Source organism: Haloferax sp. YSSS75 (genome assembly GCF_046764215.1).
Classification (GTDB): Archaea; Halobacteriota; Halobacteria; order Halobacteriales; family Haloferacaceae; genus Haloferax.
This window is the reverse complement of sequence record NZ_CP177206.1, coordinates 1,074,349-1,097,778: the sequence shown is the minus strand read 5'-3', so window position 1 is coordinate 1,097,778 and position 23,430 is coordinate 1,074,349. Positions and strand designations below refer to the sequence as shown.

Genomic DNA, 23,430 nt, shown 5'->3' with positions numbered 1-23,430 from the left:
GTTTAGAAAACAGATTTCTCCCGTAGTGAATCTCGGTGTCTGGTACGGAGACGGAGAAAATTCGAACCGTGTGACGTGGGGTTGGTTACGACCCTTCGACGCCTTCGTAGTCCGCGCCACCCATGTAGAGACGCGAGACTTCCGGGTCGTCGAGGAGACTGTCGGCGTCACCCTCGTAGGCGACGGTCCCCTGGTCTAAGACGTACCCACGGTCGGAGATGGCCAGTCCCTCTCGGGCGTTCTGTTCGACCATCAACACGGCCGTTCCGAGTTCGTTCACCTTCTGGACGTCTTCGAACACCGACTGGACGATGTTCGGAGCGAGACCAGCAGACGGTTCGTCGATGAGGAGCACGTCCGGGTCCATGACGAGTGCGCGAGCGAAGGCGAGAACCTGTCTCTGACCGCCAGAGAGCGTCTTCGCCTTGGCGCTTCGCTTCTCGTCGAGGATAGGGAACTGGTCGTACAGTTCGTCGATGCGGGTCTGTAGCCCCTCTTTGCGGGCGACACCCCCCATCTTGAGGTTCTCGTCGATAGTGAGCGACGAGAACACGTTGTCGACCTGCGGGACGTACCCCATCCCGATGCGGACGAGGTCCTCCGGTTCTTCGCCGGCGATGTCGCGTCCACCGAGTTCGACCGTTCCGGTCCACGGTTTGAGCAGGCCGAAGACAGTCTTGAGGACGGTGGACTTGCCAGCGCCGTTCGGGCCGATGATACAGACGATTTCGTCGGAGTCGAGGTGCAACGAGAGGTCACGGAGGACCTGCACCTCGCCGTATCCGCTGTCGACGTCCGCTACGTCGAGTGCTCGGTCGCTCATGGACCGGCACCTCCGAGGTACGCCTCGATGACGCGTTCGTCGCTTCGAACCTCCTCTGGCGAGCCTTCCATCAGCACCTTCCCCTGGTCGAGGACGATGATGGGGTCGGCGAGGTCCATGATAAATGGCATGTCGTGTTCGATGATGAGGAAGGTCTGGCCCTCCTCGTTGAGTTCGCGGATGAACCGCTTGATGTCGTTCGCCAGCGTCGGGTTGACCCCGGCGACCGGTTCGTCGAGCAACAGGATGTCGGGATTCGTCGTGAAGGCGCGGGCCAACTCGACGAGCTTCGACTGGCCGCCCGAGAGTTCGGTCGAGGGTTGGTCGATGAGGTGCGCAATCTCGAAGCGTTCGAGGAGTTCGCGCGCCTGTTTGATGTTCGCGCGTTCTTCTCGCGTCACGTCGTCACTGGAGAAGAACAGCGAGAAGATGGACTCACCAGCCTGTGGACCGGGGCCGACGAGCATCGCCTCGCGAACGCTCATCCCTTCGAGACGCCGCGGCGTCTGGAACGTCCGCACGAGGCCCTTGCGAGCGCGTTCGTACGGTTCGAGGTCGGTCACGTCTTCGCCGTTGACCTTCACCGTGCCAGCGTCGTTCTCGTAGAATCCGGAGACGAGGTTGAACAGCGTGGACTTCCCCGCGCCGTTCGGGCCAATCATCCCCGTGATGGTTCCGCGTTCGACTTCGAAGGAGACGTCGTCGGTGGCGACGAGGCCACCGAAGGCCTTCTCCAGGCCGGACGTCTTCAACACGACGTCGTCCTTGCCGAGGTGTGCGCCCTCGTAGACGTTATCGTCCATCAGTCGTCACCTCCCTCTGCTTGGACCTTGGGGCCGCCACTGCCTCCACCGCCGGCACCAGCGCTCTTGTCCTTCGCTGCCGGCCAGATGAGTTCGTCCTTCGGTGGAAGGAGTCCGTCCTGACGGAAGCGCATGATGAGGATGATGAGGATGCCGACGAACAGGAGTCGAAGCGGCGCGAGGTCCAGTCCCAGCGTGTTGATTGCGGGCACGTCGTTGAGGAAGCGCGTCCCTTCGCGAATCGCGATGACGACGGCCGCCCCCACGACTGCGCCCCGGTTCGACCCGGTGCCGCCGAGGATGACGGCAATCCAGATGTAGAACGTCGTCAGCGGAACGAGGTCCGAGGGGTCGATGTAGAGGTTCAAGTGGGCGTAGAACGCGCCGGCAACCGCCATGATGACGCTGCCGACGACGAACGCCTGCATCTTGAACTGGTAGGTGTTCTTCCCGAGTGCCTTCGCGAGGTCCTCGTCGGACCGGATAGTCCGCAGGACCCGCCCCCACGGCGACCGGTGGACGCGCCGGAGGAACAGGAAGATGATGATGCCGAGAACGACGATGATGCTGGCCGTCGTCGCGGCACTCGTCAGTGGTAACCACTCGAGCAGGTTCGGAATCCCGCTGATACCGCTCGACCCGGCGGTCCACTGCCGTTCGTTCAGGATGATGACGCGGATGACCTCCGCCAGTCCGAGACTGGCGATAGCGAGGTAGTCCTCGCGCAAGCGGAGCGTCGGGATACCGATGAGTATCGCGACGAGCGCACTCAGGACGATAGCCGCGAGGAACCCGAACACCGGGTGTAGGCCGAGTCCGAGCGGCGAATTGGGTGCGGTCAACAGTGCCGCACTGTAGGCACCGAGGCCCCAGAACGCCGCGACTGAGAAGTTGATGAGGCCGGCGTAGCCCCACTGGACGTTGAGTCCGAGCGAGAGCAGGGCGTACATGCCGACGAGCGACACCTGGAACAACAGGAACCGAATTCCGATGACGCCGGTGATGACACCGACGACGAGGAGCGCGGTCACGATGCCCAGGATGGTGAAGATACGTCGCTCTGTCGGGTCGCGAACGACCGTCTCGTTGACCCACGAAACGACACTCATCCGCTCTCACCCACGATTCCGCTCGGTCTGACGAGCAAGATTACAACCATGATGACGAATGCGACTGCGGCGGCGTATCGAGAGCCTACCGGCAGGATTCCCCACTGGTTGAAAAGCGGGACGAGTTCGTGGACCATCCCGATGACGAGTCCGCCGAGCATCGCGCCGTAGACGGACCCGATCCCGCCGAGGATGACGGCGGCGAACACGATGAGCAGGATGTCGAACCCCATCCGTGGACGGACGAGTTCTTCGAGGCCGAGGAAGACGCCACCCGCGGCGGCGAGTGCCCCGCCGATGAGCCACATCGCGAAGATGACTTCGCTCGTTCTGATACCGCTGACACGTGCGAGGTCAGCGTTGTCCGCGGTGGCGCGCATCTTTCGACCCAGTGTCGTCCGCGTCAGCGTCAGGTGGAGTGCCGTCACGAGCACCGTCGCGAGGAAGACGACCACGAGGTTCCGCGGCGTCACGGCGACGCCGAACGTCTCACGAACCCACGGAATCGGCCCCTGACGGGCGACACCGAACCGTTCTGACTCGGAGCCAAACGACAGGAACACCATCGCACGGTAGACGAGTGCGACCCCGATACTCGTGATGAGGAGTCCGATCGACCCCGAGTCTTTCACCGGTTCGTAGATGACTCGGTCGGTGATGACGGCGATGATGGCCGTGGCGACCATTCCGAACGCGAGTGCGAGGAAGAACCACAGCGGCAGGCCGAAGACGCCCACGTCACCAAGGACCGGTTGCAAGAACGACACCGAAAACAGTGCCGAAAACGCCCCAACAGTCATGAGGTCGCCGTGAGCGAAGTTCGCGAAGTCCGCGATGCTGTAGACTAACGAGAGACCGATGGCCGCGAGCACGATGATGCTCGAAAACACCACCCCGTTGACGACGTACTGGAAGGGGCTAATCTGAAGCGGAATCACCGCTTTGCCCTCCGCACGATTGACGGGTGATGCGCGGTCGGTACGTCCATGATTAGCTGGTGATGTAGTCGCCGAAGACGTAGTCGTGGCTCTCGACGCTGTAGACCTGGTAGAACCCCGGCGGGTCACCGTTCTCGTCTAAGTCGACAGGGCCACTGACGCCCTGGTAGTTGATGTCGCTCGGTGAGCCGCCTTCTCTGAGGACCGCCGCGGCCTCTTCGAAGGTGAACACCTCTTCACCATCTGGCCGGGTCACGTCGCGGACGACCGACCCGATTGCGTCGCCGGAGAACTCGTCGGCCGCCTCGATAGCGATTGCCGCGACGGTCACGGCGTCGTAGGCGTACGCAGACCAGACCGTCGGCGTCTCGCCGTGCGCGCTCTCGAAGTCGGAGACGAAGTTCTGGTAGTTCTCCTGGTCTTCGGGCGCGCTCTCGGTGATGCCCTTCATGCCGTCCATCGCACCTTCCGGCGTGTTCTCGATGATGGAGTCGGCGACGGTCGATTCCGCACCGTAGTAGTCGACTGCCGTGTTGTATCCCTGGTCGAACCCTTCGTTGACCATGACGGTGTACTCGTTGGCGTACGTGAGGAAAACCCACGCAGACGCGTCTGTGGACGCCATCTCGGTGAGGATACCACTGTACGACGACTGTCCCTGGTCGTGTGGTTCGTTGTAGGCGACGTTGACGTCGTATTCGGATTCTAACGTCTCGGAGACCACGTCGGAGAGGCCTGTTCCGTAGTCGTTGTTGATCCACGTTATTGCGACGTTGTCGTGGCCATCGTCGCTGATTAGCTTCGCAATCGTCTGTCCCTTCGCCGCGCCGGACGGGCTCATACGGTTGAGTTCCGGGCGCGTCGTGAGTTCTGGACTCGTACTGTTCTGACTGATTTGAACGACACCGGCGTCCTTCGTGACGCTGTCGTGGATGGCGATAGAGACACCAGACCCGACAGAACCGATGAGAAGCGGAACACCGTCCTGGTTGACGAGCTTTTGAGCACCGGCGACGCCGCCCTGGTTCGTACTCTCGTCGTCCTCGACGGAGATGTTGAGCGTCGCGCCATTGTCACCGATACCGACTTCGTTGATGGCTTCGAGTGCGAGGTCCTTCCCACGAGTGTTACGCTCGCCGTACGGTGCGAGCGACCCGGTGAGCGAGTCTACCATCCCGATGGTGTACGAGGACGCGCCGCCTCCGCCACCGTTGGATTCGGTCGTGGTGGTCTCTTCGCCGCCCCCTCCACCGCCACCGCCGTTGGACTCGGTGGTGGTGGTCTCCTCTTCGTCACCTTCGAGACATCCGGCCGTCGCTCCGACGAGTGACAGTCCGGATAATTTCAAAAGTGTTCTGCGGTCAATGTCTTGCGGTGGCATAGCAAGGACTTCTCGCGGATTGTGGTAAATATACCTGTGACCGTCCATGGTCGGGAACCCGGTCGAAATCGGCTCACTCTCCCAATCTGCAACTTTATTCCGAGTACGATTTCGCAGAATCGTTTGGTAGGGTTCCCCTTTAGGGAGGGTGTCCCACAACACCGGACCGATGATACCCCCCATCGCGAACAAGTTCGTGGCGGGCGAGACGGCCGAGGGAGCGGTCTCGCACGTCGAGTCGTTGAACCGCGACGGTATCTCGGGAATACTGAACCTTCTCGGAGAACACTACAGTGACAGGCGTGGCGCAGACGCCGATGCCGACGCGTACGTCTCACTGGTCCGTGACGTCGCCACGGCGGACCTCGACGCCTGTGTCTCGGTCAAGCCATCACAAATCGGCCTCGACGTCAGCGATGGTGTCTTCCGCGAGAACCTCGACCGAATCGTCGATGCCGCCGACGACGAAGACGTCTTCGTCTGGGTCGACATGGAAGACCACGAGACGACGGACGTGACGCTCGACGCCTTCGAGGAACTCGGCCGGCAGACAGACGGGAACGTCGGCGTCTGCGTGCAGGCGAATCTGAAACGCACCAGAGATGACCTCGAACGACTGGCGTCTGTCCCCGGAAAAGTCAGACTCGTCAAAGGCGCGTACAACGAACCCGCGTCTATCGCGTACAAGCAGAAGTCGAAGGTGGACGAGGTGTACAAAGACTTACTCGAGTACATGTTCAGCGAGTTCGACGACGGCGTCGCCGTCGGCAGTCACGACCCGGCGATGCTCTCGTACGCCCGTGAACTCCACGACGAGTACGGGACGCCCTACGAGGTGCAGATGCTCATGGGCGTCCGCGAAGACGCACAGCGTGAACTCGCCGCCGAGGGCGTCGACGTCTGGCAGTACGCACCCTACGGCGACAAGTGGTTCCAGTACTTCTACCGTCGCGTCCGCGAGCGCAAGGAGAACGCGCTGTTCGCGCTTCGTGCAGTCGTCGGTGTGTGAATAACCTGGGCTTTTGGCCCTGCTGTGTTTCTCCAGCGTTCAGTGCGACATCGAACGAGCAGACCACGTCAGACGTCGCGAGAAGACGAACGAAAGGGGATGGATTCGAACCATCGAGGCCATCTTTCAGGCCACCCACCGCGAGGATGGATGCTCTACCAGGCTGAGCGACCCTTTCACGTGGATTCGACCACTGTTACCCACATTCGTCGGCACCGTATTGAGTATGCAGAGACTATCGTCGGGTAAGACGTGCATATCCCTCACGTAGAGGACGTACACACCTCACGTCGAGGACGTACTCAGCACGAGAGGCGAGTGCTGTCCAATTCCGGCCATACCTCTGTCTTCGACGTTCTCATCGCGCGTCAGACACGCTCTGTATTCAGTACACACCCGCTAAAACCTCGCCAAAACAGAGGTACTCGATGGAACCGGACTTCCCTTTTCGTGTCGCCTACTGTGGGTCGAGGAGTTTCGATTCGGCCTTCCGCAGATGTTCGAGGAGCGTCGTCTTCGAGATGTCGAGCATCGACGCGAGTTCTCGGGTAGACACCTCGCGTGGCCAGCAGTAGTATCCCTCGTCGCGGGCCAGTTCGAACGCCTGTCGTTGACTCTCCGTGAGCGTGTCGAGTCGGCGCTCTCGTTCGGGTTCGGACCCTTCCGTCGAGGAGATAGATTCGACACGAATGTCTGCGCCGCTTCTGTCCATCACGGTCTGAATCCGGTCACGAATCTCGGTTCGTTCCCCCGCGTACCAGACCTGCCACTCTTCGCGGCCATCTTCGATTCGTGCGGGTGCGCTGTGGACGAACCCCTGTTCGAGCAGAAACGGGTTTATCATGTCTCCGGGGTCGTACTCCAAGAAGAACTCACGGGCCACCGACCCCGGTGTCGCGTGCCGTCCCCGAGCATCGAATCGCTCCTGTAATTCGAGGACGTCTCCAGTCAACGCGGAGTCGGCAATCGTATCGAGGAGTTCCTCGACTTCTTCGATGGAGTCGCCGTACGCTGTGAAGAGTCCGTTCGTCCGTTCGACACCGGCAGTCGGCGCATCGTAAATCGCGTGCGCCAGTATGCCACCGGGTTGTTGACTCGTCGCCTCTATCGCCCAGCAGTTTGGATGCCAGAGGTCGAGCGTCAGGCGCGTTCCTTGCCCTGCCATGCGCTCGCTCATACCGATGGGTATCATGTGCAGATGTAAGACGTTGACTATGGGCACAATTGCGTGTCTCTGAACCAACCAGATAGGGCAGCGGCCGACGTGTCAGCAGACTAACGGTGACAAATGATGACCCTCCCATGGGAGGTGTCGGGGTTATTAATGGGAGTTCCGCAAATATCACCAGCATGGCGCAGGATGTCTATCAGCATTATATAAACGGCGAATGGACAGACGGCTCCGGTTCGGAGACGTTCGACAGCGAGAACCCCGCGACTGGCGAGACGCTGGCGACGTTCCGACGCGGCACCCCCGAAGATATCGACGTCGCGACTGGCGCTGCCGACGAAGCGTACGAAGAGTGGCTCGAACTCTCCCACATCGAACGCGCAGAGTACCTGTGGGACATCTACCACGAACTGCGTGAGCGAACCGACGAACTCGCAGAAATCGTCACCAAAGAGTGTGGCAAGGAGATTTCTGAAGGCCGCGCCGACGTCATCGAGGCGTACCACATGGTCGAGTGGGCCGCCGGTGACGCTCGCCACCCCAAGGGCGATGTGGTCCCCTCCGAAATCCCCGCCAAAGACGCCTACATGCGCCGCAAGCCCCGCGGCGTCGTCGGTTGTATTACCCCGTGGAACTTCCCCGTCGCCATCCCGTTCTGGCACATGGCCGTCGCACTCGTCGAGGGCAACACCGTCGTCTGGAAACCCGCAGAACAGACGCCGTGGTGTGGCCAGATTATCGCCGAGATGTTCGAAGACGCCGGTATCCCCGACGGCGTGTTCAACATGGTACAGGGCTTCGGCGACGCCGGTGCGTCTATCGTCGACGACGAACGTGTCGATTCGGTCCTCTTTACGGGGTCGGCCGAAGTCGGCCACGAAGTCGCGAGCAAAGTCGCCCAGCAACCTGGGAAACTCTCCGCGTGTGAGATGGGTGGCAAGAACAACATCGTCGTCACGGAGAAGGCGGACCTCGACATCGCCGTCCACTCCGCCGTGATGTCGTCGTTCAAGACGACCGGCCAGCGCTGTGTCTCCTCCGAGCGTCTCGTCGTCCACGAAGACGTCTACGACGAGTTCAAAGAGCGCTACGTCGAACTCGCGAAGGACGTCTCTGTCGGCGACCCGCTTCGCGAAGACACGTTCATGGGCCCCCTCATCGAGGAAGGCCACAAAGAGAAGGTCAAGAGCTACGCCGAACTCGCGAAGAAAGAGGGCGTGAACGTCCTCGTCGACCGGACGGAACTCGACGCCGACGAGATTCCGGACGGCCACGAAGACGGCCACTGGGTCGGCCCGTTCGTCTACGAGGCCGATGCGAAAGAAGACCTGCGCTGTACCCACGAAGAAGTCTTCGGCCCCCACGTCGCCCTGCTGAAGTACTCCGGTGACATCGAAGAGGCAGTCGAGATTCAGAACGACACCGACTACGGCCTCGCCGGAGCCATCATCTCCGAGGATTACCGCCAAATCAACTACTACCGCGACCACGCCGAAGTCGGCCTCTCCTACGGGAACCTCCCGTGTATCGGTGCGGAGGTCCACCTCCCGTTCGGCGGCGTCAAGAAATCCGGCAACGGCTACCCCTCGGCCCGCGAGATTATCGAGGCGGTCACCGAGCGCACCGCGTGGACGCTCAACAACTCCAAGGACATCCAGATGGCACAGGGCCTCTCCGCGGACATCAAGACGAAAGACGACGACTAGTCCGCCGTCACTACGCGTAGTCGACTGACTGCGCTCTCTCTTACGTTTTTTTCACATCCAGAACCCCGTAGCAGCGATACCAGCGATTCGAAACGTTCGTGTAGGCGTCCGACTCTGAGGCGGTGTCGCGACTCACGGTCGAGATACAGGCGTCAAATGGTGGGTGGGACGGCCCCGCGTCCCCGAGTCACCAGTTGGCGAAGTGAGACGAGGCGAGGGGAATGCACCCCCTCCGGGCTGGGGGGGCGCGAAACGACGTGGCCACGTCGTTGTGCGCCACAACGGACCCCGATACGTTGCAGCGAGTGCGGCGGATGTGGAGTCGCCGACGTCTGGCGAGAAAAGCGCCTGTTGCGTCGGCGATTGTCGCTTAGTAGCGGTGGTGTATAAACCCACCGTAACACAGAATAACGTGTCGCAGAGCGTCCCACGAACAGCCGTTATGGTGTCGCTTCGAGTTCCCGGCGAAGTGCCGTTTCGAGGTTGTCGAGTTCTTTGTCGAGGTTGCGTTCGAAGAACGTCTCGACGCCGGGGAGTCGCCCGTCGACGACGAACTCGTTGACGAGTCTGCATCCGTTCTCGTGTTCTTCGATGGTGTGTTCGCCCGTGACTCGCATCACGCGTGACCGACCGACGAACTTCACGTGCGTCGGTTCCTCTACGGTGACGTCTTCGGTTTCGACTTTCACTGTCGAACGAACGAGTGGAATCGGGAGTTCGAGATACCAGGTGGCGTGACGGCCGTCTGCGGCGACGTCGAATCGGTCGACGACACTAATCGCTCCCGCTCGCTTCGCTGGGTCTGCGATAAATTCCCAGACGTCCTCGCCGGAGGCGTCGAACTCGAACGTTCGTTTCACGCGGACGGTCATGAGAGTAGGTCACACCTCGTGAGTAAAAACCCGCGGAATACGATTAGCTCAGCGTGACGCGCCACGTGGTAGAGCGAGCGCGTCCCCACTTTTCTATCTCGACGTCTTCGGACTTTTCGGCCAGTTGTGGAAGGCGGGAACCGACCTGCTTTGCGGTGAGACCGATAGCCTCGGCGATGTTCTTTGCCCGGAAGTACCCCTCTCCACGGCTAACGCTATCGCGGAGGTAAGCGATAATGCGTTGTTCCTCGTCGGTGTACTCGGTCATCCTCGCTCCGTCTAGGCAATGTGCGCTCTTAACGGTTACTTGTATTCTTGACTACTGGAACAAGTGGGCACCGGAGACGGCCAGCGATGCGGCGATAATCGCCACGGCGAAGCCGAGTGCCATCGTCAGTTGGTCTGGTCCTGCGACCATCAGGCCACCGCCGACGAGCGTGAGCACGCCGAACAGCGCGGTGAAGCCGAGGGACTTGTCGGATTGAACCGTCTCAGTTTCCATATCTGAGGATGTTTCGGGTGCGCACTTAGTTTATTCGACAGCGAGTGTCGCGGGGTGCGATGCCACTGGCCGCGAATCGATGCTCTCCATCCCCGAGTCGCCCTGTCCGTGTGCCCCGTTCACGTCCGTCGATGCCATCGTATGCCGTTCGACATTTGTACTAGTAGTCTCTGTCACACGACGATGGGATTCACAGGTCTGCTGTTCGGCAGTCGACTCCGAACCGCTATCGTCGTACTGCTCGTGGTTGCAGGTGCAGTCGGCGGTGCCTTCGCGACTGGCGTTCTCGGTGCACCGGGCGTCGAGGGCGTGGACAACCGCTTCGGCGGCGTCAACGAGACGAGGACGGTCATCGCCACCGACGTCATCGTCTCGAATCCGAACCCGCTTTCGGCCAACCTCTCGGGTATCGGCGTCGACTACGCCGTCCAGATGAACGGAATCGAGATGGCGGACGGCGAGAAAGACGGCGTTTCCATCGACACGGGGACGACGGCCATCCCGCTTCGGACCACGCTCGCGAACGAACGCATCCCCACGTGGTGGGTCTCGCACATCCAGAACGGTGAGCACACTACCCTTCGCGCCGACGCCAACGTCACCTCCGAGACGCTCGGCGAGACGTTCGAAGCGCCGGAGATAACCCGCAGCATCGACACCGACCTCTTGTCGGCGTTCAACTCCACCGAGACCAGAGAGGTGAACGCCAACTCGACAGTCGTCTCGGACCCCGTGCTCTACGTCAACGAGACGAGTGCCGAGTGGGGGAACGCGACCGAAGACCGCACGGAACTGAAACTCACGTTCGTCGTCCACAACCCCAAGTCCTACCCCGTGGCCGTCTCCGAACTCGGCTACGACATCTCGATGAACGACGTGGACGTGGGTGACGGGGCCACAGAGTCCGAGTACGTCATCCCGCCACACTCGACAGAGACCATCGAGGCGACGACGTACATCGAAAACGACAGACTCGACGAGTGGTGGGTGTCGCACCTCGAACGAAACCAGACCACGGACCTCCGCATCGACTTCTCCGCCAAACTCGACGCCGGCGGCACGACGTTCACCGTCCCGCTGGACCCGCTGACCTACGAGAAGACGTTCGAGACGGATATCTTCGGGAACAAGGCGTCGGGGACTGACTCGACGGGTGACTCGTCGGCCGACGGGGACGCGTCCGGTGAGACGACCACAGAGTCGTCCGAGACGGCGACGGAGTCAAAGACGACGACGGAATCCGAGCGGACGACCACTGAATCAGACACGGCGACGACGACAACCGCGGAACCAACCACGACCACAACTGCGACAACGACGACCACAACATCGACAGCGACGACCACCACAACGACCACAGACGGTGGCGAGACGACCACAGACGACGGGTTGCTGTAGACGCTCAGTACGCTCTCGGCACGCGTCGTTCCCTCCCGACTGCGGCGACGGTGAATCCTGACCAAGCCGACAACTCTTTACCCCGGGACACGATAGCACTGGATATGACACGGAGTACCCACGCTCCTGATCGAGTTCTTCTCCCGTGATGAGAACCCTGTGACCGTCGAGAGCGACGACGAAGCCATCGTCCTCACTATCGGCGGCCAGACCTGTGAACTGTCTCGTGATGCCGCGTCCGACCTGCAGGAAGCCATCGGGTCGGCGCTCACCGAGAAACGTGAATTCTTCCGAACCGCCGGTGAGTACCGGCAGGACGGGAGTTACGTCGTCTCCAGACGCGGTGCAGACTCGACTGGGAACGCGAAAGTGTTCACGAGTTTCGAGGAACTACGCCGTCTGTACGACCGTCTCCCGGAGGAGTTCACGGCCGAAGACGTCGGTCGAACCGGTATCACCGGGTCGCGGCGACACATGATTATTCGGCACCTCGGTGAGAACCCGGCGTTCGACTGCCGAATCGCCAGTCGGAATCCACTGACCGGCGAGAAGGAGTCACAGCGTGCCGACGACCGCAAAGAAGTAGAGCTAATCGCCGACTGAGCAGGTCTGCTCAGTCCAGCGTGACGTGTTCTGACTCTTCGTTGAGTGCCAAGTTCGCCGCGATTTCGGCGTTCCGCATGGCGTACTGCGCTGTCTGCTGGAGGCTGACGAGCACCTCGCGAATCTGGAGGAGTTTCTCGTTTTCCATCTCCGGCAGGTCGTTGAGGATATCTCGCTCGCGGTCACCGATTTCGCGGTAGAGTTCGCGACACTCGATGGTCAGGTCGTAGTCGCGTTCGACGACGGCCCGAACCGCAGTCTTCGTAATCTCGTCGACGTGGTCGGTGAACTCGCGGATGCGCCGCATCGTCGACTGGTCGACGTCGATGGTGTGTCCGTCGGCGTCCATGACGATGTTGGCGATGTCTTCGGCGTTGTCGGCGGTGAGTTCGAGGTTCTTCGCGACTGCGCGGTAGCCGATGAGGGGGAACCCGGAGTCGAGTCCGACGGCCCGTGCGAGGTTCGGGTTCTGGTACGAGGTGAAGATGAGGCGAAGCAACAGGACGAAAATCTTGTTCGCCTGCCGTTCGCGGTTGAGTGCTCGCTGTGCCAAGTCGGGGTTCCCGTGTGCGAGTGCCTTTACCGCCTCGCCACGCATCGTACTGCCCGTGTTCTCCAGTCGTTCGAGCAGGTTGTCGAGCGTGAAGTCTTCGGCATCGACCGAACAGCGAATCGCGATTCGCTCGGGCGTCTCCTCGATGACACCGAGACCCATGAGTTGCGTCTCGGCCTTGTAGACGGCGTTGATGTGGTCGGAGTCGAGTGCGCCTTCGCTCTTTTCGATGTGAATGACGCGCCGTCCGAGGACGTACTGCGCGACGATTGCGCGTTCGAGCGCTTCCGCGTTGAGGTTGTCCGCTCGAATCGTCGCCTTCGAATCTTCGTTGCTCACCGATTCAGGGAGGACGGTGAGGGTTCCTTTTCCACTGGTGCGGATGGACACTTCGTCGCCCTTGTCGACGTTGTGTTCTTTGGCCCACTCGGCTGGGAGCGTCATCGCCAGCGTAGAGGGACCAAGCCGCTGGACTTTCCGGGTCTCCATGGTGAATCTCACCCCTTCAGTGACCTTAAATCCCACTATATGCCAACCTTAGTGAACAATGATGTTCGTCTCACCTTTCACATGATGGCACATACTAGAGCACGTATCGACTCGCGCTTGGGGTGCCGTGAGTGCGTCACTCGATTTTCATCATCCGCCGTTCGACACGGCCGACGCGAACTTTCGTCCACCCGCGGAGTTCTTCGTCCAGTTCCGGGTCGTCGGTATCGACCCGGAGGACGGGAATCGTGTCGAGTTTCGACCGGGAGGCGACGACGGACACGTCGCACCTGCGTATCACGTCTGGAGAGAGTTGTGGGTTTCCGCGTCCGAAGATAAATCCTTGGCCGCCGATGGGCGTGACGACGATGACGTTCGTCTCGCCGAGAGACGAGAGAATCTCCGCCTCCGTCGCGTCGCGGACGAGCAGTTCACCGTCGCGGTAGACGTCGACACCGAGTGGCGACCCGTCGATTCCGAGTTCGTCTTTCACCGCGCCGACGGTACTGCCGGGGCCTAACACGTAGGTGACGCCCGTCTCCGCGCGGATGTCGTCCGCGACGCCCGCCGCGAGTGCTTCGACGGTTCCGGTGCTGGTCTGTTTCGACGATTGCAGGTCTTCGGCGACGGGGACCTGTGCGACTGCGCGGAGTTCCGGGTGGACCTCGCCGGCGCGGTAGTCGTCTTCGTCGATATCCATGACCTCCCGCGCTTCGGTTCGTTCGAACGTCGTCGCCACCACGGCGGCGTCTTCGGGTGAGACGGCGAACACCGACGAGTAGACTTTGACGCCGGCGGGGACACCGAGAAGCGGAACGCCGCTCCCGTCGAGGGCGTCGGCCACGTCGGCGGCGGTTCCGTCACCGCCGACGAACAACACGAGTTCGACACCGGCCTCGACGAACGCGTCGACGGCGGCGATAGTGTCTGCGGCGTCTGTCTCCTCGTGTTCGGGTTCGCCGAGGACGCGCGGTTCGAACCCGACAGCACGGGCGACTGACGCGCCCATCGGGTCGCCCCACGTGAACAGTTCCGTCTCCGGTGCGACGTCGTACAGTCGGGAGAGCGCGCGCTCGGCACGTGCTGGCGCTCGGGGCTCTGCACCCCGCTGTCTGGCCTCTTGGACCTTCCCGTCTGTCCCCTTCAGCCCGACCCGACCACCCATCCCGGCGACGGGATTGACGACGACACCGATTCGCATATCCGAACGAATCCTCGCCCGCGTGAAAAACACCGCGATGCCACAGTCGGCAGGTGTAATGTCGACACTGTCGCCCCGGCACGAAGGTAGCGCCCCACGTATTCAGCGGCGACTGAGTTTCGCCAAAACCTCATTGTTTAAGAACGGGTCGGGGCAATTGTCATCTATGATTCCGTTAGAAGCAGCCGAGCAGGTTCTTCCGATGTCGGAGACGGCAGCGACAGTGCTCCTCGTGGGCATCCTGATGACCGCCGGGTGGCTCTGGTACCTCCAGCGCTGACCGGTTTAGGCCTCGTATCGCTCGACTCGTTCTTCGAGCCACTCCGCCGCTTCCTCGACGGTGGCCTCGTCTCCCCCCGAGAGTTTCACGCGGACGTGGTCGCCGGGATAACTCCCGACGGTCACGTCGAACAGGTCTCGAATCTCCTCGAACCGCTCGATGAGCGAACTCTCGGGATCCGACGTGTGGACGTATCTGACGTGTGTCGTCTCGCCGACGAACTCGTCTGCCACTCGCTCGAACATCGTCTTCATCTCCGTCGGGACGCCCGGCAGGACGTAGACTGACCCGACGACGGCACCGGGCGCGACACCCGCCTCGTTGGGGAGCATCCGCGCCCCCGCGGGGAGGTCAGTCGTCCCCTCGACCAGGTCCGTCGCCGAATAGCCGCCGTTCGTCTCCAACCACACTGCGGCCTCTTCGTGTAGTTCCATCGAGCGCCCGAACGCCGCGGCGACTGCATCCATCGTCACGTCGTCGTGCGTCGGCCCGAGGCCACCGGTGACGACGACGGTGTCGTACTCGGCGTGATATTCGTTGACGACGCGGGCGATGTCGCCGATTCGGTCCGGAACCGTCGTCACTCGCTCGACTGAGACGCCGCGGTCTGTCAGTTGCTTACACAACCACGTCGCGTTCGTATTCTCTGTGTCGCCCGCGAGAAGTTCGTCTCCCACGGTGACTACGGCGGCTTGCATACTCCGGGATAGGGCCGTGACGGGCAAAAAGGCGTCCGCACCGGTGACCTGTGTGGCGACCGGACGAGACAGTGGGTCTCCCGCGGCGTCTTATCGGTTCTATCTGTCGCGCTCTTCGACGTCGAGTCCGAGTTCCTCGCGTCGTTCGCGAAGTGCCTCGATTTGCCGACGGTAGTAGAGGATGCCCGCCCCACCGACGAGTATCGAGATGGTGGCGATGGCGGCGAAGATACCGAGGTCACGCTGGAGATAGAACTGCACGACGACGCTCCCATCCGAGACGCTCGGCCACGTGATGTGTAGCTGGTCGTCGACGAGTTCGGTCTCGTATCCGTTGGGCCGGACCGAACCGAAGATTGGGAAGTTCACTCTGCGGTCCGGCGGCAGGACGACTTCGTAGGACCCCTCTACGAGGACGGGAAGCGAGAACCGCTTCGGCGTCGACGAGGAGGTGAAGGCGAGTTTCCCGTCACCGTTTGCGTTCTCCGGGATGGTGACGTTCGTGATGCGTCTGTTCTGTGTGACGTCCCCACCGCGTGTCTTCAGTTCGGTCCCGTTTATCACCGTCCCGTTGGAGTACCGGTAGCGAAGCGATTCGACCGGGAGGGGCGTTCGACTGCCGAACCCGTCGAACCGATAGAGTTCGACAGACGACGAGTTCACCTCGTAGACGGCGCGGAAACGACCGTTCTCCTGGATGGTGATGTGGGCGTCGGTGTCGGCGTCCCACGCGTACGAGTCGTCGGGTTCGGCGTCGAGTCGTTCGTTCGAGACACTGGACGTGCCACCGAGACACCCTGCAGTGACGAGGAGGAGGGCGAGTCCGAGGACACCGACGAGGAGTCGCCTGTTCATCGTCTTACTGGCCGATGACTGCTTTGAGTTCTGCGGGCAGATACGACCCGATGCTGGCGATGAGGCCCGGTGGGTCGGTTTCGTCCCGACAGATGACGCTCTGTTCGAGGAGTCCGAGTCGCTCGACTGTCACGATGTCGTTGGCGTGGCCGGCACGGTTCACCGTCGCCCGGACTTCGCCGCGAGTCGCGCTGTTGACGTTGACTCGGCCGCTTCCACGCGTCCAGTCGTAGAGTCGGTCGACCGTCTCGTCGGCCAACCGAGAGGGTTCGTCGTCGCCGCCGTAGACGAACGAGAGCGGTACGTGCTGGACGAGGCCGAATCGGTCACGAATCTGCGTCGGCGACCCCTGTCCGAGGCCGATTTCGCTGGCCGGGATGCGAACCTCTTGGCCGGCGTCGAGGACAAATCCGTCGTCGTCCCAGTGTTCGAGCGTTCCGACGTACGTCTCGCCGGCGGTCAGGTGCGGGGTGACTTCGCCCCACTCCTCGCGGAGGACGTTGCGTGCGACGGTTTCGTCGTCGCCCGTGATTGTCACGGAGATGAAGTCGTCGTCGCGGACACCGATGTCGTATTCGACGTCGAGGTCACCGATGTCGTTGGCGACGAGCGACGTGAGACTGTCGAGGGCGCGTTCACGCGCGTCACCGTCGATGTAACACTTTGTTGCGAGTACGACCATCGATTAGTTCGTACCTGTGACTTCGACGTTCAGTTCGTCGCGGAGTTCGCCGATTCGTCGCTCCATCGCGTCGACGAGGTCGTCGTTGTCCATCGGTTCGAGCGGTGCGCCGGTCTCGGGACACTGGAAGCCCAGTTCCATCGCCTCGGAGAATTCGAAACGGATGCCGGCAGGTTCAGAGAGATAGAACTCGTGGTTGCGTTCGTAGTCCAGACGCTCTTCGAGCGCCTCCAGAAGCCGGTACATCTCTTCTTCGAGGTTCTCCGGGATGTTTTCGTAGTGGAACGTCCAGAGATAGGTGAGCCATCCAGAGTCCTCGTCGCGGACGCGACGATACGACGCGAGGTCGTTCTCGTAGAGGATGAAGAGGGCGCGACGAACGTCGTTGAGCTCTAAGCCGAGCTCTTCTGCGAGTTCTTCGTCGGTAACCTCGCCGTCCGGGGGTGCCGCAGCGACCGGCATCCCCGTCGGCCCAACCAACTCGTGGAGGTACTTCTGGATAACAGGGTCGTTCAGTAACTCCTCAAAAGCCATTGTCGAAATTGGCGTCAGGAACGCCATTAAGTCTTATTACTCTCGCGCACACGCAGAACTGCAAGCGAGCGTGGCCATCACCTCGTTCGCGCGTCTCCGTCGGGAACGACGTTCGCCCTCCCGTCCCGAATCGTGCCGCGGTTCAGCGCCGAGAGCGCCCCTACTCGTCGTCCGCCGGAACGACCTTCTTCCCAGTCTCCATCGGGATGACCGTATTCTCGGCGTTTTCCCACTCTCGGTCGAGTTCTCGGCCGTCGAACAGTCGGTCGAGGAAGACGGCGAGGCCCGCGACTTCCGAGTGTGGTTGGTTCGTGACGCCGACGTTCCAGTCTGCTTCGTCGTACACTTCGAAGGGCACCTTCTCGCCGCCGACGACGACGAGGATGGGTTCGTCCGCGTGCGCCTCGCGGATGTCGGCTTCGACGTCCTGCACACGTTCGCCGTACATCGTGAGGTGGACGATTTTGCCCTCCCAGTTTCTGATGACGCCGTTGAGTCCCTCGGTGAGTTCGACGGTGAAGGGGCCGCCGAACCGGCCGGTGATGTCTTCGACGGTTTCGAGCGACTGCCCCGCGTTGTCGGGAAAGATGACGCGGTCCGCACCGAGTGCACGGGCGGTGAGGCCGACGTGCGTGGTCATCCGGTCGTCACGTCCCGGTCGGTGTCCGTACCGGAGGACGGCGACTTCGGGTTCGTCTTGCATGCTTCTCCGAAGACGACGGGGGAAAGTGGTGCTTTCGGAACGTCGGCGTCGTCGCCGTCGAGACGCTCTCGCAAATCCATCACGCGGCTGAACTTTATCAGCGATGACGGCCCATCACCTCGTATGAGCCACAGACCGGAGGTCGGTGCTGGCGTCGACGAAATCGACCTCTCGGAGAAGACGGCCCTCGTCACCGGGTCGACGTCGGGAATCGGCCGCGAGACGGCGCTCGCACTGGGCCGACTCGGTGCGACTGTCTTCGTCCACGGCCGAAACCGGAAGGCTGGCCGTCGCGTCGCCGCCGCCATCGATGCCGCCGGTGGTGACGCCGTCTTCTTCCGGGCCGACCTCTCCGACGTCGAGACGGTTCGCCACCTCGCCGAAGAAGTGCGTGCCCGGACCGACCGCCTCGACGTACTTGTCAACAACGCCGGTGCACACTTCGCCGAGGGGCAGTTGACCGCCGACGGCGTCGAACGGACGTTCGCAGTCAACCACCTCGCACCGTTCGTCCTCACACACGACCTGCGCGACGTGTTACCCGACGATGGCCGCGTCGTCACCGTCTCGTCGGGCGTCCACCCCCGTGCCGACGGGACCTTCGACGTGACGACTATCGACGACTACGACGGCCTCGACGCCTACGCTCGGTCGAAACTGGCGAACGTCCTCTTTACCGTCGAACTCGCCCGCCGACTCGACGGCCCCACGGCGAACTGCTGTCACCCCGGACTGGTTCCGGGGAGTCACCTCTGGCGCGACGCGTCGATTCCCGTTCGACTCGCTGTCGGCCTGCTCGAACGTCTTCCAGCGTCGCTGGTTCGCCGCGTCGCAGACACGCCGGCGACTGGCGCAGAGACGTCCGTCTACCTCGCGGCGTCACCCGACGTCGCGGGTGTCACTGGCCAGTACTTCGCAGAGTGTGCCCCCGAAGAACCGTCGGCGACGGCCACCGACGAACATCTCGCCCGTGACCTGTGGGCGACGAGCGAAGACCTCACGGGAATTACGTGGTCGTGACGCCGGATGGGCCGACCACCGCGTGACCACCACCGAACGTGAGGGGAAACGGACTTACCGATTGCTAGACTCATCTGAGGTATGTCTCTCGAACTCTCTGACAAGCGCGTCCTCGTGACTGGAGGCGCAGGTCTCGTCGGGTCTCACATCGCCGCGTCTCTCGCAGACGACAACGACGTCGTCGTCGCGGACGACCTGTCGAAAGGCACCCGCGAACGCGTCCCCGACGGCGTCGAGTTCGTCCAGGCCGACATGACGGACGAAGGTGACGTCGCCAGCGTCGTGACCGAGGACCTCGATATCGTCTTCCACTTCGCCGCCTACACGGACACGAACTACCACAATCCCCGCCAACTGTTCGAAGAGAACACCGAGATGACGTACAACGTCCTCGAACGGATGCAGGACGTTGGCGTCACGAACATCGCCTTCACGTCGTCGTCTACCGTCTACGGCGAGGCACCACGCCCGACGCCCGAAGATTACGCCCCGCTCGAACCCATCAGCATCTACGGGTCGTCCAAACTCGCCGACGAGGGCCTCCTCTCGACGTTCGCCCACTCCTACGACTTCACCGTCTACATGTACCGCTTCGCCAACATCGTCGGCCCGAAACAGCGCGGCAACGTCATCCCCGACTTCATCGAGAAACTGCTGGAGAACCCTGACACGCTCGAAATCCTCGGCAACGGCCGACAGGAGAAGTCCTATCTCCACGTCGAAGACTGCGTCGAGGCCATGTGTCACGTCGTCGAGAACGCCGAACGCGACTACAACGTCTACAACCTCGGGACCCGAACGACAACCTCGGTGACGACCATCGCCAACATCGTCGCCGACGTGATGGGACTGGACCCCGAGTACGAGTACACCGGCGGTGACCGTGGATGGACCGGCGACGTGCCGAAGATGCGTCTCTCCGTCGAGAAACTCTCGGCACTCGGGTGGGAACCCGACGGGTCGAGCGACGACGCCGTCCGCCGCGCCGCCGAGGAACTGTACGACGAACTGTCCTGAGGCCCGAGTCGGGGCTATCGCCCCGTCAATCCCTCTCGGGAACCACGACTGTCATCGTCGCGGACGCGTCGGCGTCGGTGGCCGCCAGCGACCCGGTGACCTCGTACTCGCCGGCAGGCGGCGAGGACCACTCGGCCTCGTACGTGACCGACCCGCCGGGCGCGAGCGTCTCGCTTCCGAGCGCCATCGAGAACGCCCGCCCGTCGCTCCAGCGCCACACTTCCGCGCCCGTCTCGTCGACGGCGACGAACTCCGCGCGCTGGCCGTCCGCGAACGAGAGGTCGATTGGTTCTCCGCCCGCGTTTTCGACCGTCAGCGTCAGCGACACGCCGTCGGCGCTCGGAGCGACTGTCAACGTGGCATCGAGCGGGTCAGACATACGTCTGGGTGTGAGCGCCACGAAAAAGAAACTACAGGTCGCCGCCGGACAGCGGGTCAGTTGTCGCTCGAATCGTAGCCGAGAGCGGCGGCGGTGTCGAGCAGTCCGCTGCCCTGTTCGTTCGACGCGAGTCCCAGGTCTTCTGCCGTGGTCTTGAGTCGCGAGCGAGCTTCGCTGTTCGTGTAGCCGTTGGCCATCAACTGGCCGGCGGCACCGGCGACGTGCGGCGTCGCCATCGACGTGCCCGAGAAGGTGTCGTAGCCGCCGGGAATCGTGGAGTAGATGTCCGTCCCGGGCGCGATGATTTCGACTTCGGGCCCCGTCGAGGAGAACCCAGAGAGCGAGTCGTCGCTCGCCGAGGAGGACACCGCCATGCACTCGCTGTACGCGGCGGGGTAGCCCACACAATCCGTACACGGCCCGGAGTTACCCGCCGCGGCGACGAGGAAGACACCTCTGTCGTCGGCGTACGTGCAGGCGTCTTTCACCGTCTGGGAACCCGAGGAGGCACCGAGGCTCATCGACCCCACGTCCCACCCCTGGTCGGCGGTGTACTCGATTCCAGCGGCGATGTCGGAGAAACTCCCCGACCCGCGTTTGTCGAGCACTTTCACCGCGTGGAGCGTCGCCTCGGTAGAGACGCCCTTGACGCCCTGACTGTTGTCGTCGGCGTTGGCGATGCCCGCACAGTGGGTGCCGTGGTCGTTGTCGTCGTCCCACGACTCTGCGTACGGCCCCCGAGACTTGACGAACGCCTTGCCCGCTCCGAGATTCGCCTGCAGGTCCGGGTGGTCCGAGTCGATACCGGTGTCGAGGATGGCGATGTCGGCGCCCGCCCCGGTGTCGCCGTTCGCGTGGGCAACCTCTGAGTCCGTGCGGTCGATGCCCCAGGGAACCTGCTGAGCGAGGGCGTGCATCGTCCCGTTCACTTCGACGTAGCGCACGTCTGGGCGCTGACGCAGGCCACGGATTGCGTTCTCGTTGACTCGAACCGTCACCGCGTCGAAGTTGAACTCTCGGACGACGTCGTCCGCCTCGGCTAGCGCCGCGCGCTTTCCGCTGGCGTCGCTGTAGCCGACGTTGACCTCGATGGTGCCCGGCGTTGCAGACGCCATTCCAGCGAGCCCGGTTGTCGCGACGGCCGCGCCGGCCGCCTTCAGTACGTCACGTCGTGTCTTTGGGTCACGGTATACCATGACGAACGGTAAAGTGTGACAAGTTGACATAATACTGTCGGCCAAATGTGAAATTCAACGGGACAGAAGGGTCGGTATCGACGATTGGGAGCGCAATTCCACAGAAGCGTAAGTCGCTTGGGGGGAGCAGTCGCCGGGGCGACTCCCACACAACCGGCCGGGAGCGAGGAACCTTTCTACCACCGATTCCTACCACGATTCGTGCAGGTCGTCGGCTACGACACGGGGACGCCCGCCCTCCACCTTGCGACGAGCGACGGCCTCGATTCGGTCGCACTCGACCCGGGGACCGAACTCGACTACCGCCTCCAAGACCGGCACTGTGCCGGCACGATGCACGACGGTCACCACATCTCGTGTTCCAACGATGGCACGCCCTACTGCCCGGACCACAGGCACACGTGGGTCTGTGCGAAGTGTACGGGGACGTGCCTGAAAGACGAGATGGACTGTTACGAAGACCACGCCGTCTATCTCGCGGCGTTCGCACCCGACACGTTCAAAGTCGGCGTCACTCGCCTGTGGCGACTCGAAACCCGACTCCGCGAGCAGGGTGCTGACCTCGCAGCACACGTTCGGACCTTCTCGGATGGTCGCGTCGCCCGCGAGTACGAGGCGGAACTCGCCACGCGACTCACAGACCGGGTGCGTGTCCCCACGAAGATAGCAGGATTCGGGCGCGACGTCGACACCGACGCGTGGGACGCACTCCTCTCGGAGTTCGACCCCATCGACACGTTCGCGTTCGACTACGGACTCGACCTGACGGACAGTCCGGTCGCAGAGACCATCGCCACGGGGACGGTCCGCGGCGTCAAAGGCCGCGTCCTCGTAGTGGACCACCGCGGCACCACCTACGCCGTCGACATGCGGTCGCTCGTCGGGTACGAACTCGACACCGGCGGGACGGACCGCGACCTACAGTCGAGTCTCGGCGCGTTCGGGTGACTGCTCGTCGGTGCGTTCCGGTGCGTCAGGTCGACACCACGGGGAGAGGCGCTTACCGATGTATTCTCAGAGACCGTCAGCACTTTCCGGATGGACGGCTAACCCGCGACTATGGCTGACGACGAACCCGCAGACGAGACGCAGGCACCCGACGAATCCGAATCCGGAGACGACGAAGAGAAGTCGTTCCGTGAGCGGGTCGAAGAGATTCGCAAACGTCGCGAAGAAGAACGCGAAGAAGGCGAGCGACCGTCTCCCGAAGAGATGATGGGCGGTGGCGGCCCCGGCGGCATGGGCGGCGGCAACCCCTTCGCGCAGATGATGAGCGGCATGATGGGCGGCGGCGGCCCTGGCGGAATGGGTGGCGGCCCCGGTGGCATGGGCGGCGGTCCCGGCGGTCCCGGCGCTCAGCGCGAGCCAGAACAGGGCAGCGGCGACAACGAGGCACTCGTCCGCGAAGTCCGACAACTCCGCGACGAGGTCCGTGACGTGAACCGCGAACTCCGACGCATCGCCGACGCGCTCGAAGACCGCGACTGAAGCGGTTTCGCAGTCGGTCT

The 23,430-nt window shown here is 62.5% G+C and carries 26 protein-coding genes and 1 tRNA gene; 8 read left to right on the top strand and 19 right to left on the bottom strand.

Annotated features, from left to right (window positions below; translation table 11 throughout):
* Nucleotides 1–85 precede the first annotated feature (85 nt).
* The 5 genes from ACK3R5_RS05805 to ACK3R5_RS05785 are packed head-to-tail and all read right to left on the bottom strand — an operon-like array spanning nt 86 to nt 5,039.
* Complete coding sequence (locus tag ACK3R5_RS05805; protein WP_411968348.1) at nt 86–823, bottom strand: ABC transporter ATP-binding protein; 738 nt, start codon at nt 821–823, stop codon at nt 86–88.
* Nucleotides 820–1,626: an ABC transporter ATP-binding protein gene (locus ACK3R5_RS05800; RefSeq protein WP_411963112.1), complete on the bottom strand. Its 807-nt coding sequence runs from the start codon at nt 1,624–1,626 to the stop codon at nt 820–822. Before ACK3R5_RS05800 ends, ACK3R5_RS05805 begins: the two co-directional genes overlap by 4 nt.
* Entirely contained in the window at nt 1,626–2,735 is a 1,110-nt protein-coding gene (locus ACK3R5_RS05795) for a branched-chain amino acid ABC transporter permease (RefSeq protein ID WP_411968347.1), read from the bottom strand. Before ACK3R5_RS05795 ends, ACK3R5_RS05800 begins: the two co-directional genes overlap by 1 nt.
* On the bottom strand, nt 2,732–3,673 hold the full coding sequence (locus ACK3R5_RS05790; protein WP_411968346.1) for a branched-chain amino acid ABC transporter permease: 942 nt from the start codon (nt 3,671–3,673) through the stop codon (nt 2,732–2,734). The genes ACK3R5_RS05795 and ACK3R5_RS05790 overlap by 4 nt, the downstream gene beginning before the upstream one ends.
* 52 nt (nt 3,674–3,725) lie before the next feature.
* Nucleotides 3,726–5,039: an ABC transporter substrate-binding protein gene (locus tag ACK3R5_RS05785; RefSeq protein ID WP_411965792.1), complete on the bottom strand. Its 1,314-nt coding sequence runs from the start codon at nt 5,037–5,039 to the stop codon at nt 3,726–3,728.
* A gap of 184 nt (nt 5,040–5,223) precedes the next feature.
* Here ACK3R5_RS05785 and ACK3R5_RS05780 point away from each other — a divergent pair, with 184 nt between their 5' ends.
* Nucleotides 5,224–6,063: a proline dehydrogenase family protein gene (locus ACK3R5_RS05780; RefSeq protein WP_411963109.1), complete on the top strand. Its 840-nt coding sequence runs from the start codon at nt 5,224–5,226 to the stop codon at nt 6,061–6,063.
* Nucleotides 6,064–6,153: 90 nt separating this feature from the next.
* Here ACK3R5_RS05780 and ACK3R5_RS05775 read toward each other — a convergent pair.
* Nucleotides 6,154–6,241: transfer RNA gene (locus tag ACK3R5_RS05775), tRNA-OTHER, on the bottom strand.
* 279 nt (nt 6,242–6,520) lie between these two features.
* On the bottom strand, nt 6,521–7,240 hold the full coding sequence (locus ACK3R5_RS05770) for a helix-turn-helix domain-containing protein (protein WP_411963108.1): 720 nt from the start codon (nt 7,238–7,240) through the stop codon (nt 6,521–6,523).
* Nucleotides 7,241–7,413: 173 nt separating this feature from the next.
* On the opposite strand from ACK3R5_RS05770, the gene ACK3R5_RS05765 reads away from it, so the two are divergent.
* Nucleotides 7,414–8,940 carry an aldehyde dehydrogenase family protein gene (locus ACK3R5_RS05765; protein WP_411968345.1) on the top strand — a complete coding sequence of 509 codons (1,527 nt, stop codon included), beginning with the start codon at nt 7,414–7,416 and terminating at the stop codon, nt 8,938–8,940.
* A 440-nt stretch (nt 8,941–9,380) separates the two neighbouring features.
* On the opposite strand, the gene ACK3R5_RS05760 is transcribed toward ACK3R5_RS05765, so the two are convergent.
* The 3 genes from ACK3R5_RS05760 to ACK3R5_RS05750 are packed head-to-tail and all read right to left on the bottom strand — an operon-like array spanning nt 9,381 to nt 10,314.
* Nucleotides 9,381–9,812, bottom strand: a complete 432-nt coding sequence (locus tag ACK3R5_RS05760) for an SRPBCC family protein (protein ID WP_411963106.1) — start codon at nt 9,810–9,812, stop codon at nt 9,381–9,383.
* Between the two features lie 43 nt (nt 9,813–9,855).
* Complete coding sequence (locus ACK3R5_RS05755; RefSeq protein WP_151138813.1) at nt 9,856–10,080, bottom strand: FaeA/PapI family transcriptional regulator; 225 nt, start codon at nt 10,078–10,080, stop codon at nt 9,856–9,858.
* A 51-nt stretch (nt 10,081–10,131) separates the two neighbouring features.
* Nucleotides 10,132–10,314 carry a hypothetical protein gene (locus tag ACK3R5_RS05750; RefSeq protein ID WP_411963105.1) on the bottom strand — a complete coding sequence of 61 codons (183 nt, stop codon included), beginning with the start codon at nt 10,312–10,314 and terminating at the stop codon, nt 10,132–10,134.
* A gap of 183 nt (nt 10,315–10,497) precedes the next feature.
* Here ACK3R5_RS05750 and ACK3R5_RS05745 point away from each other — a divergent pair, with 183 nt between their 5' ends.
* Together ACK3R5_RS05745 and ACK3R5_RS05740 are read left to right on the top strand one after the other, a co-directional pair.
* Nucleotides 10,498–11,712, top strand: coding sequence for an LEA type 2 family protein (locus ACK3R5_RS05745; protein WP_411968344.1), 1,215 nt, complete (start codon nt 10,498–10,500; stop codon nt 11,710–11,712).
* A 159-nt stretch (nt 11,713–11,871) separates the two neighbouring features.
* Nucleotides 11,872–12,315: a hypothetical protein gene (locus ACK3R5_RS05740; RefSeq protein ID WP_411963103.1), complete on the top strand. Its 444-nt coding sequence runs from the start codon at nt 11,872–11,874 to the stop codon at nt 12,313–12,315.
* Nucleotides 12,316–12,325: 10 nt separating this feature from the next.
* Here ACK3R5_RS05740 and ACK3R5_RS05735 read toward each other — a convergent pair whose 3' ends face one another.
* The 7 genes from ACK3R5_RS05735 to ACK3R5_RS05705 form a co-directional block, all read right to left on the bottom strand.
* The gene (locus ACK3R5_RS05735) at nt 12,326–13,357 is read right to left on the bottom strand and encodes a phosphate uptake regulator PhoU (RefSeq protein ID WP_151163583.1); all 1,032 of its coding nucleotides are present in this window, start codon (nt 13,355–13,357) and stop codon (nt 12,326–12,328) included.
* A 136-nt stretch (nt 13,358–13,493) separates the two neighbouring features.
* The gene (locus ACK3R5_RS05730) at nt 13,494–14,558 is read right to left on the bottom strand and encodes an ATP-NAD kinase family protein (RefSeq protein ID WP_411968343.1); all 1,065 of its coding nucleotides are present in this window, start codon (nt 14,556–14,558) and stop codon (nt 13,494–13,496) included.
* Nucleotides 14,559–14,843: 285 nt separating this feature from the next.
* Nucleotides 14,844–15,536: a competence/damage-inducible protein A gene (locus tag ACK3R5_RS05725; RefSeq protein ID WP_411968342.1), complete on the bottom strand. Its 693-nt coding sequence runs from the start codon at nt 15,534–15,536 to the stop codon at nt 14,844–14,846.
* Between the two features lie 99 nt (nt 15,537–15,635).
* Complete coding sequence (locus ACK3R5_RS05720; RefSeq protein ID WP_411968341.1) at nt 15,636–16,391, bottom strand: DUF5803 family protein; 756 nt, start codon at nt 16,389–16,391, stop codon at nt 15,636–15,638.
* A 4-nt stretch (nt 16,392–16,395) separates the two neighbouring features.
* Nucleotides 16,396–17,073, bottom strand: coding sequence for a DUF2110 family protein (locus tag ACK3R5_RS05715; RefSeq protein ID WP_411963099.1), 678 nt, complete (start codon nt 17,071–17,073; stop codon nt 16,396–16,398).
* A gap of 3 nt (nt 17,074–17,076) precedes the next feature.
* Nucleotides 17,077–17,607 (bottom strand): transcription factor, encoded by a 531-nt coding sequence (locus ACK3R5_RS05710; RefSeq protein WP_411963098.1) that lies wholly within the window; start codon nt 17,605–17,607, stop codon nt 17,077–17,079.
* Between the two features lie 160 nt (nt 17,608–17,767).
* Nucleotides 17,768–18,310 (bottom strand): tRNA (cytidine(56)-2'-O)-methyltransferase, encoded by a 543-nt coding sequence (locus ACK3R5_RS05705; protein ID WP_411968340.1) that lies wholly within the window; start codon nt 18,308–18,310, stop codon nt 17,768–17,770.
* Between the two features lie 123 nt (nt 18,311–18,433).
* On the opposite strand from ACK3R5_RS05705, the gene ACK3R5_RS05700 reads away from it, so the two are divergent.
* Together ACK3R5_RS05700 and ACK3R5_RS05695 are read left to right on the top strand one after the other, a co-directional pair.
* The gene (locus tag ACK3R5_RS05700) at nt 18,434–19,330 is read left to right on the top strand and encodes an SDR family oxidoreductase (protein ID WP_411968339.1); all 897 of its coding nucleotides are present in this window, start codon (nt 18,434–18,436) and stop codon (nt 19,328–19,330) included.
* An 81-nt stretch (nt 19,331–19,411) separates the two neighbouring features.
* Nucleotides 19,412–20,347, top strand: coding sequence for an NAD-dependent epimerase/dehydratase family protein (locus tag ACK3R5_RS05695; RefSeq protein ID WP_411968338.1), 936 nt, complete (start codon nt 19,412–19,414; stop codon nt 20,345–20,347).
* 25 nt (nt 20,348–20,372) lie between these two features.
* Here ACK3R5_RS05695 and ACK3R5_RS05690 read toward each other — a convergent pair whose 3' ends face one another.
* On the bottom strand, nt 20,373–20,726 hold the full coding sequence (locus ACK3R5_RS05690) for a BsuPI-related putative proteinase inhibitor (protein ID WP_411968337.1): 354 nt from the start codon (nt 20,724–20,726) through the stop codon (nt 20,373–20,375).
* A 56-nt stretch (nt 20,727–20,782) separates the two neighbouring features.
* Complete coding sequence (locus ACK3R5_RS05685) at nt 20,783–21,922, bottom strand: S8 family peptidase (RefSeq protein WP_411968336.1); 1,140 nt, start codon at nt 21,920–21,922, stop codon at nt 20,783–20,785.
* Between the two features lie 201 nt (nt 21,923–22,123).
* On the opposite strand from ACK3R5_RS05685, the gene ACK3R5_RS05680 reads away from it, so the two are divergent.
* Together ACK3R5_RS05680 and ACK3R5_RS05675 are read left to right on the top strand one after the other, a co-directional pair.
* Nucleotides 22,124–22,870: a DUF2797 domain-containing protein gene (locus tag ACK3R5_RS05680; protein WP_411968335.1), complete on the top strand. Its 747-nt coding sequence runs from the start codon at nt 22,124–22,126 to the stop codon at nt 22,868–22,870.
* 111 nt (nt 22,871–22,981) lie between these two features.
* The gene (locus ACK3R5_RS05675; RefSeq protein WP_411963091.1) at nt 22,982–23,410 is read left to right on the top strand and encodes a hypothetical protein; all 429 of its coding nucleotides are present in this window, start codon (nt 22,982–22,984) and stop codon (nt 23,408–23,410) included.
* Nucleotides 23,411–23,430: the final 20 nt, after the last annotated feature.

Bases quoted from the DNA above. Each gene is read 5' to 3' on its own strand.
- ACK3R5_RS05805 (WP_411968348.1), bottom strand. From the start codon at position 823: ATGAGCGACCGAGCACTCGACGTAGCGGACGTCGACAGCGGATACGGC.
- ACK3R5_RS05800 (WP_411963112.1), bottom strand. From the start codon at position 1,626: ATGGACGATAACGTCTACGAGGGCGCACACCTCGGCAAGGACGACGTC.
- ACK3R5_RS05795 (WP_411968347.1), bottom strand. From the start codon at position 2,735: ATGAGTGTCGTTTCGTGGGTCAACGAGACGGTCGTTCGCGACCCGACA.
- ACK3R5_RS05780 (WP_411963109.1), top strand. From the start codon at position 5,224: ATGATACCCCCCATCGCGAACAAGTTCGTGGCGGGCGAGACGGCCGAG.
- ACK3R5_RS05770 (WP_411963108.1), bottom strand. From the start codon at position 7,240: ATGAGCGAGCGCATGGCAGGGCAAGGAACGCGCCTGACGCTCGACCTC.
- ACK3R5_RS05765 (WP_411968345.1), top strand. From the start codon at position 7,414: ATGGCGCAGGATGTCTATCAGCATTATATAAACGGCGAATGGACAGAC.
- ACK3R5_RS05760 (WP_411963106.1), bottom strand. From the start codon at position 9,812: ATGACCGTCCGCGTGAAACGAACGTTCGAGTTCGACGCCTCCGGCGAG.
- ACK3R5_RS05755 (WP_151138813.1), bottom strand. From the start codon at position 10,080: ATGACCGAGTACACCGACGAGGAACAACGCATTATCGCTTACCTCCGC.
- ACK3R5_RS05750 (WP_411963105.1), bottom strand. From the start codon at position 10,314: ATGGAAACTGAGACGGTTCAATCCGACAAGTCCCTCGGCTTCACCGCG.
- ACK3R5_RS05745 (WP_411968344.1), top strand. From the start codon at position 10,498: ATGGGATTCACAGGTCTGCTGTTCGGCAGTCGACTCCGAACCGCTATC.
- ACK3R5_RS05735 (WP_151163583.1), bottom strand. From the start codon at position 13,357: ATGGAGACCCGGAAAGTCCAGCGGCTTGGTCCCTCTACGCTGGCGATG.
- ACK3R5_RS05730 (WP_411968343.1), bottom strand. From the start codon at position 14,558: ATGCGAATCGGTGTCGTCGTCAATCCCGTCGCCGGGATGGGTGGTCGG.
- ACK3R5_RS05725 (WP_411968342.1), bottom strand. From the start codon at position 15,536: ATGCAAGCCGCCGTAGTCACCGTGGGAGACGAACTTCTCGCGGGCGAC.
- ACK3R5_RS05720 (WP_411968341.1), bottom strand. From the start codon at position 16,391: ATGAACAGGCGACTCCTCGTCGGTGTCCTCGGACTCGCCCTCCTCCTC.
- ACK3R5_RS05715 (WP_411963099.1), bottom strand. From the start codon at position 17,073: ATGGTCGTACTCGCAACAAAGTGTTACATCGACGGTGACGCGCGTGAA.
- ACK3R5_RS05710 (WP_411963098.1), bottom strand. From the start codon at position 17,607: ATGGCTTTTGAGGAGTTACTGAACGACCCTGTTATCCAGAAGTACCTC.
- ACK3R5_RS05705 (WP_411968340.1), bottom strand. From the start codon at position 18,310: ATGCAAGACGAACCCGAAGTCGCCGTCCTCCGGTACGGACACCGACCG.
- ACK3R5_RS05700 (WP_411968339.1), top strand. From the start codon at position 18,434: ATGAGCCACAGACCGGAGGTCGGTGCTGGCGTCGACGAAATCGACCTC.
- ACK3R5_RS05695 (WP_411968338.1), top strand. From the start codon at position 19,412: ATGTCTCTCGAACTCTCTGACAAGCGCGTCCTCGTGACTGGAGGCGCA.
- ACK3R5_RS05690 (WP_411968337.1), bottom strand. From the start codon at position 20,726: ATGTCTGACCCGCTCGATGCCACGTTGACAGTCGCTCCGAGCGCCGAC.
- ACK3R5_RS05685 (WP_411968336.1), bottom strand. From the start codon at position 21,922: ATGGTATACCGTGACCCAAAGACACGACGTGACGTACTGAAGGCGGCC.
- ACK3R5_RS05675 (WP_411963091.1), top strand. From the start codon at position 22,982: ATGGCTGACGACGAACCCGCAGACGAGACGCAGGCACCCGACGAATCC.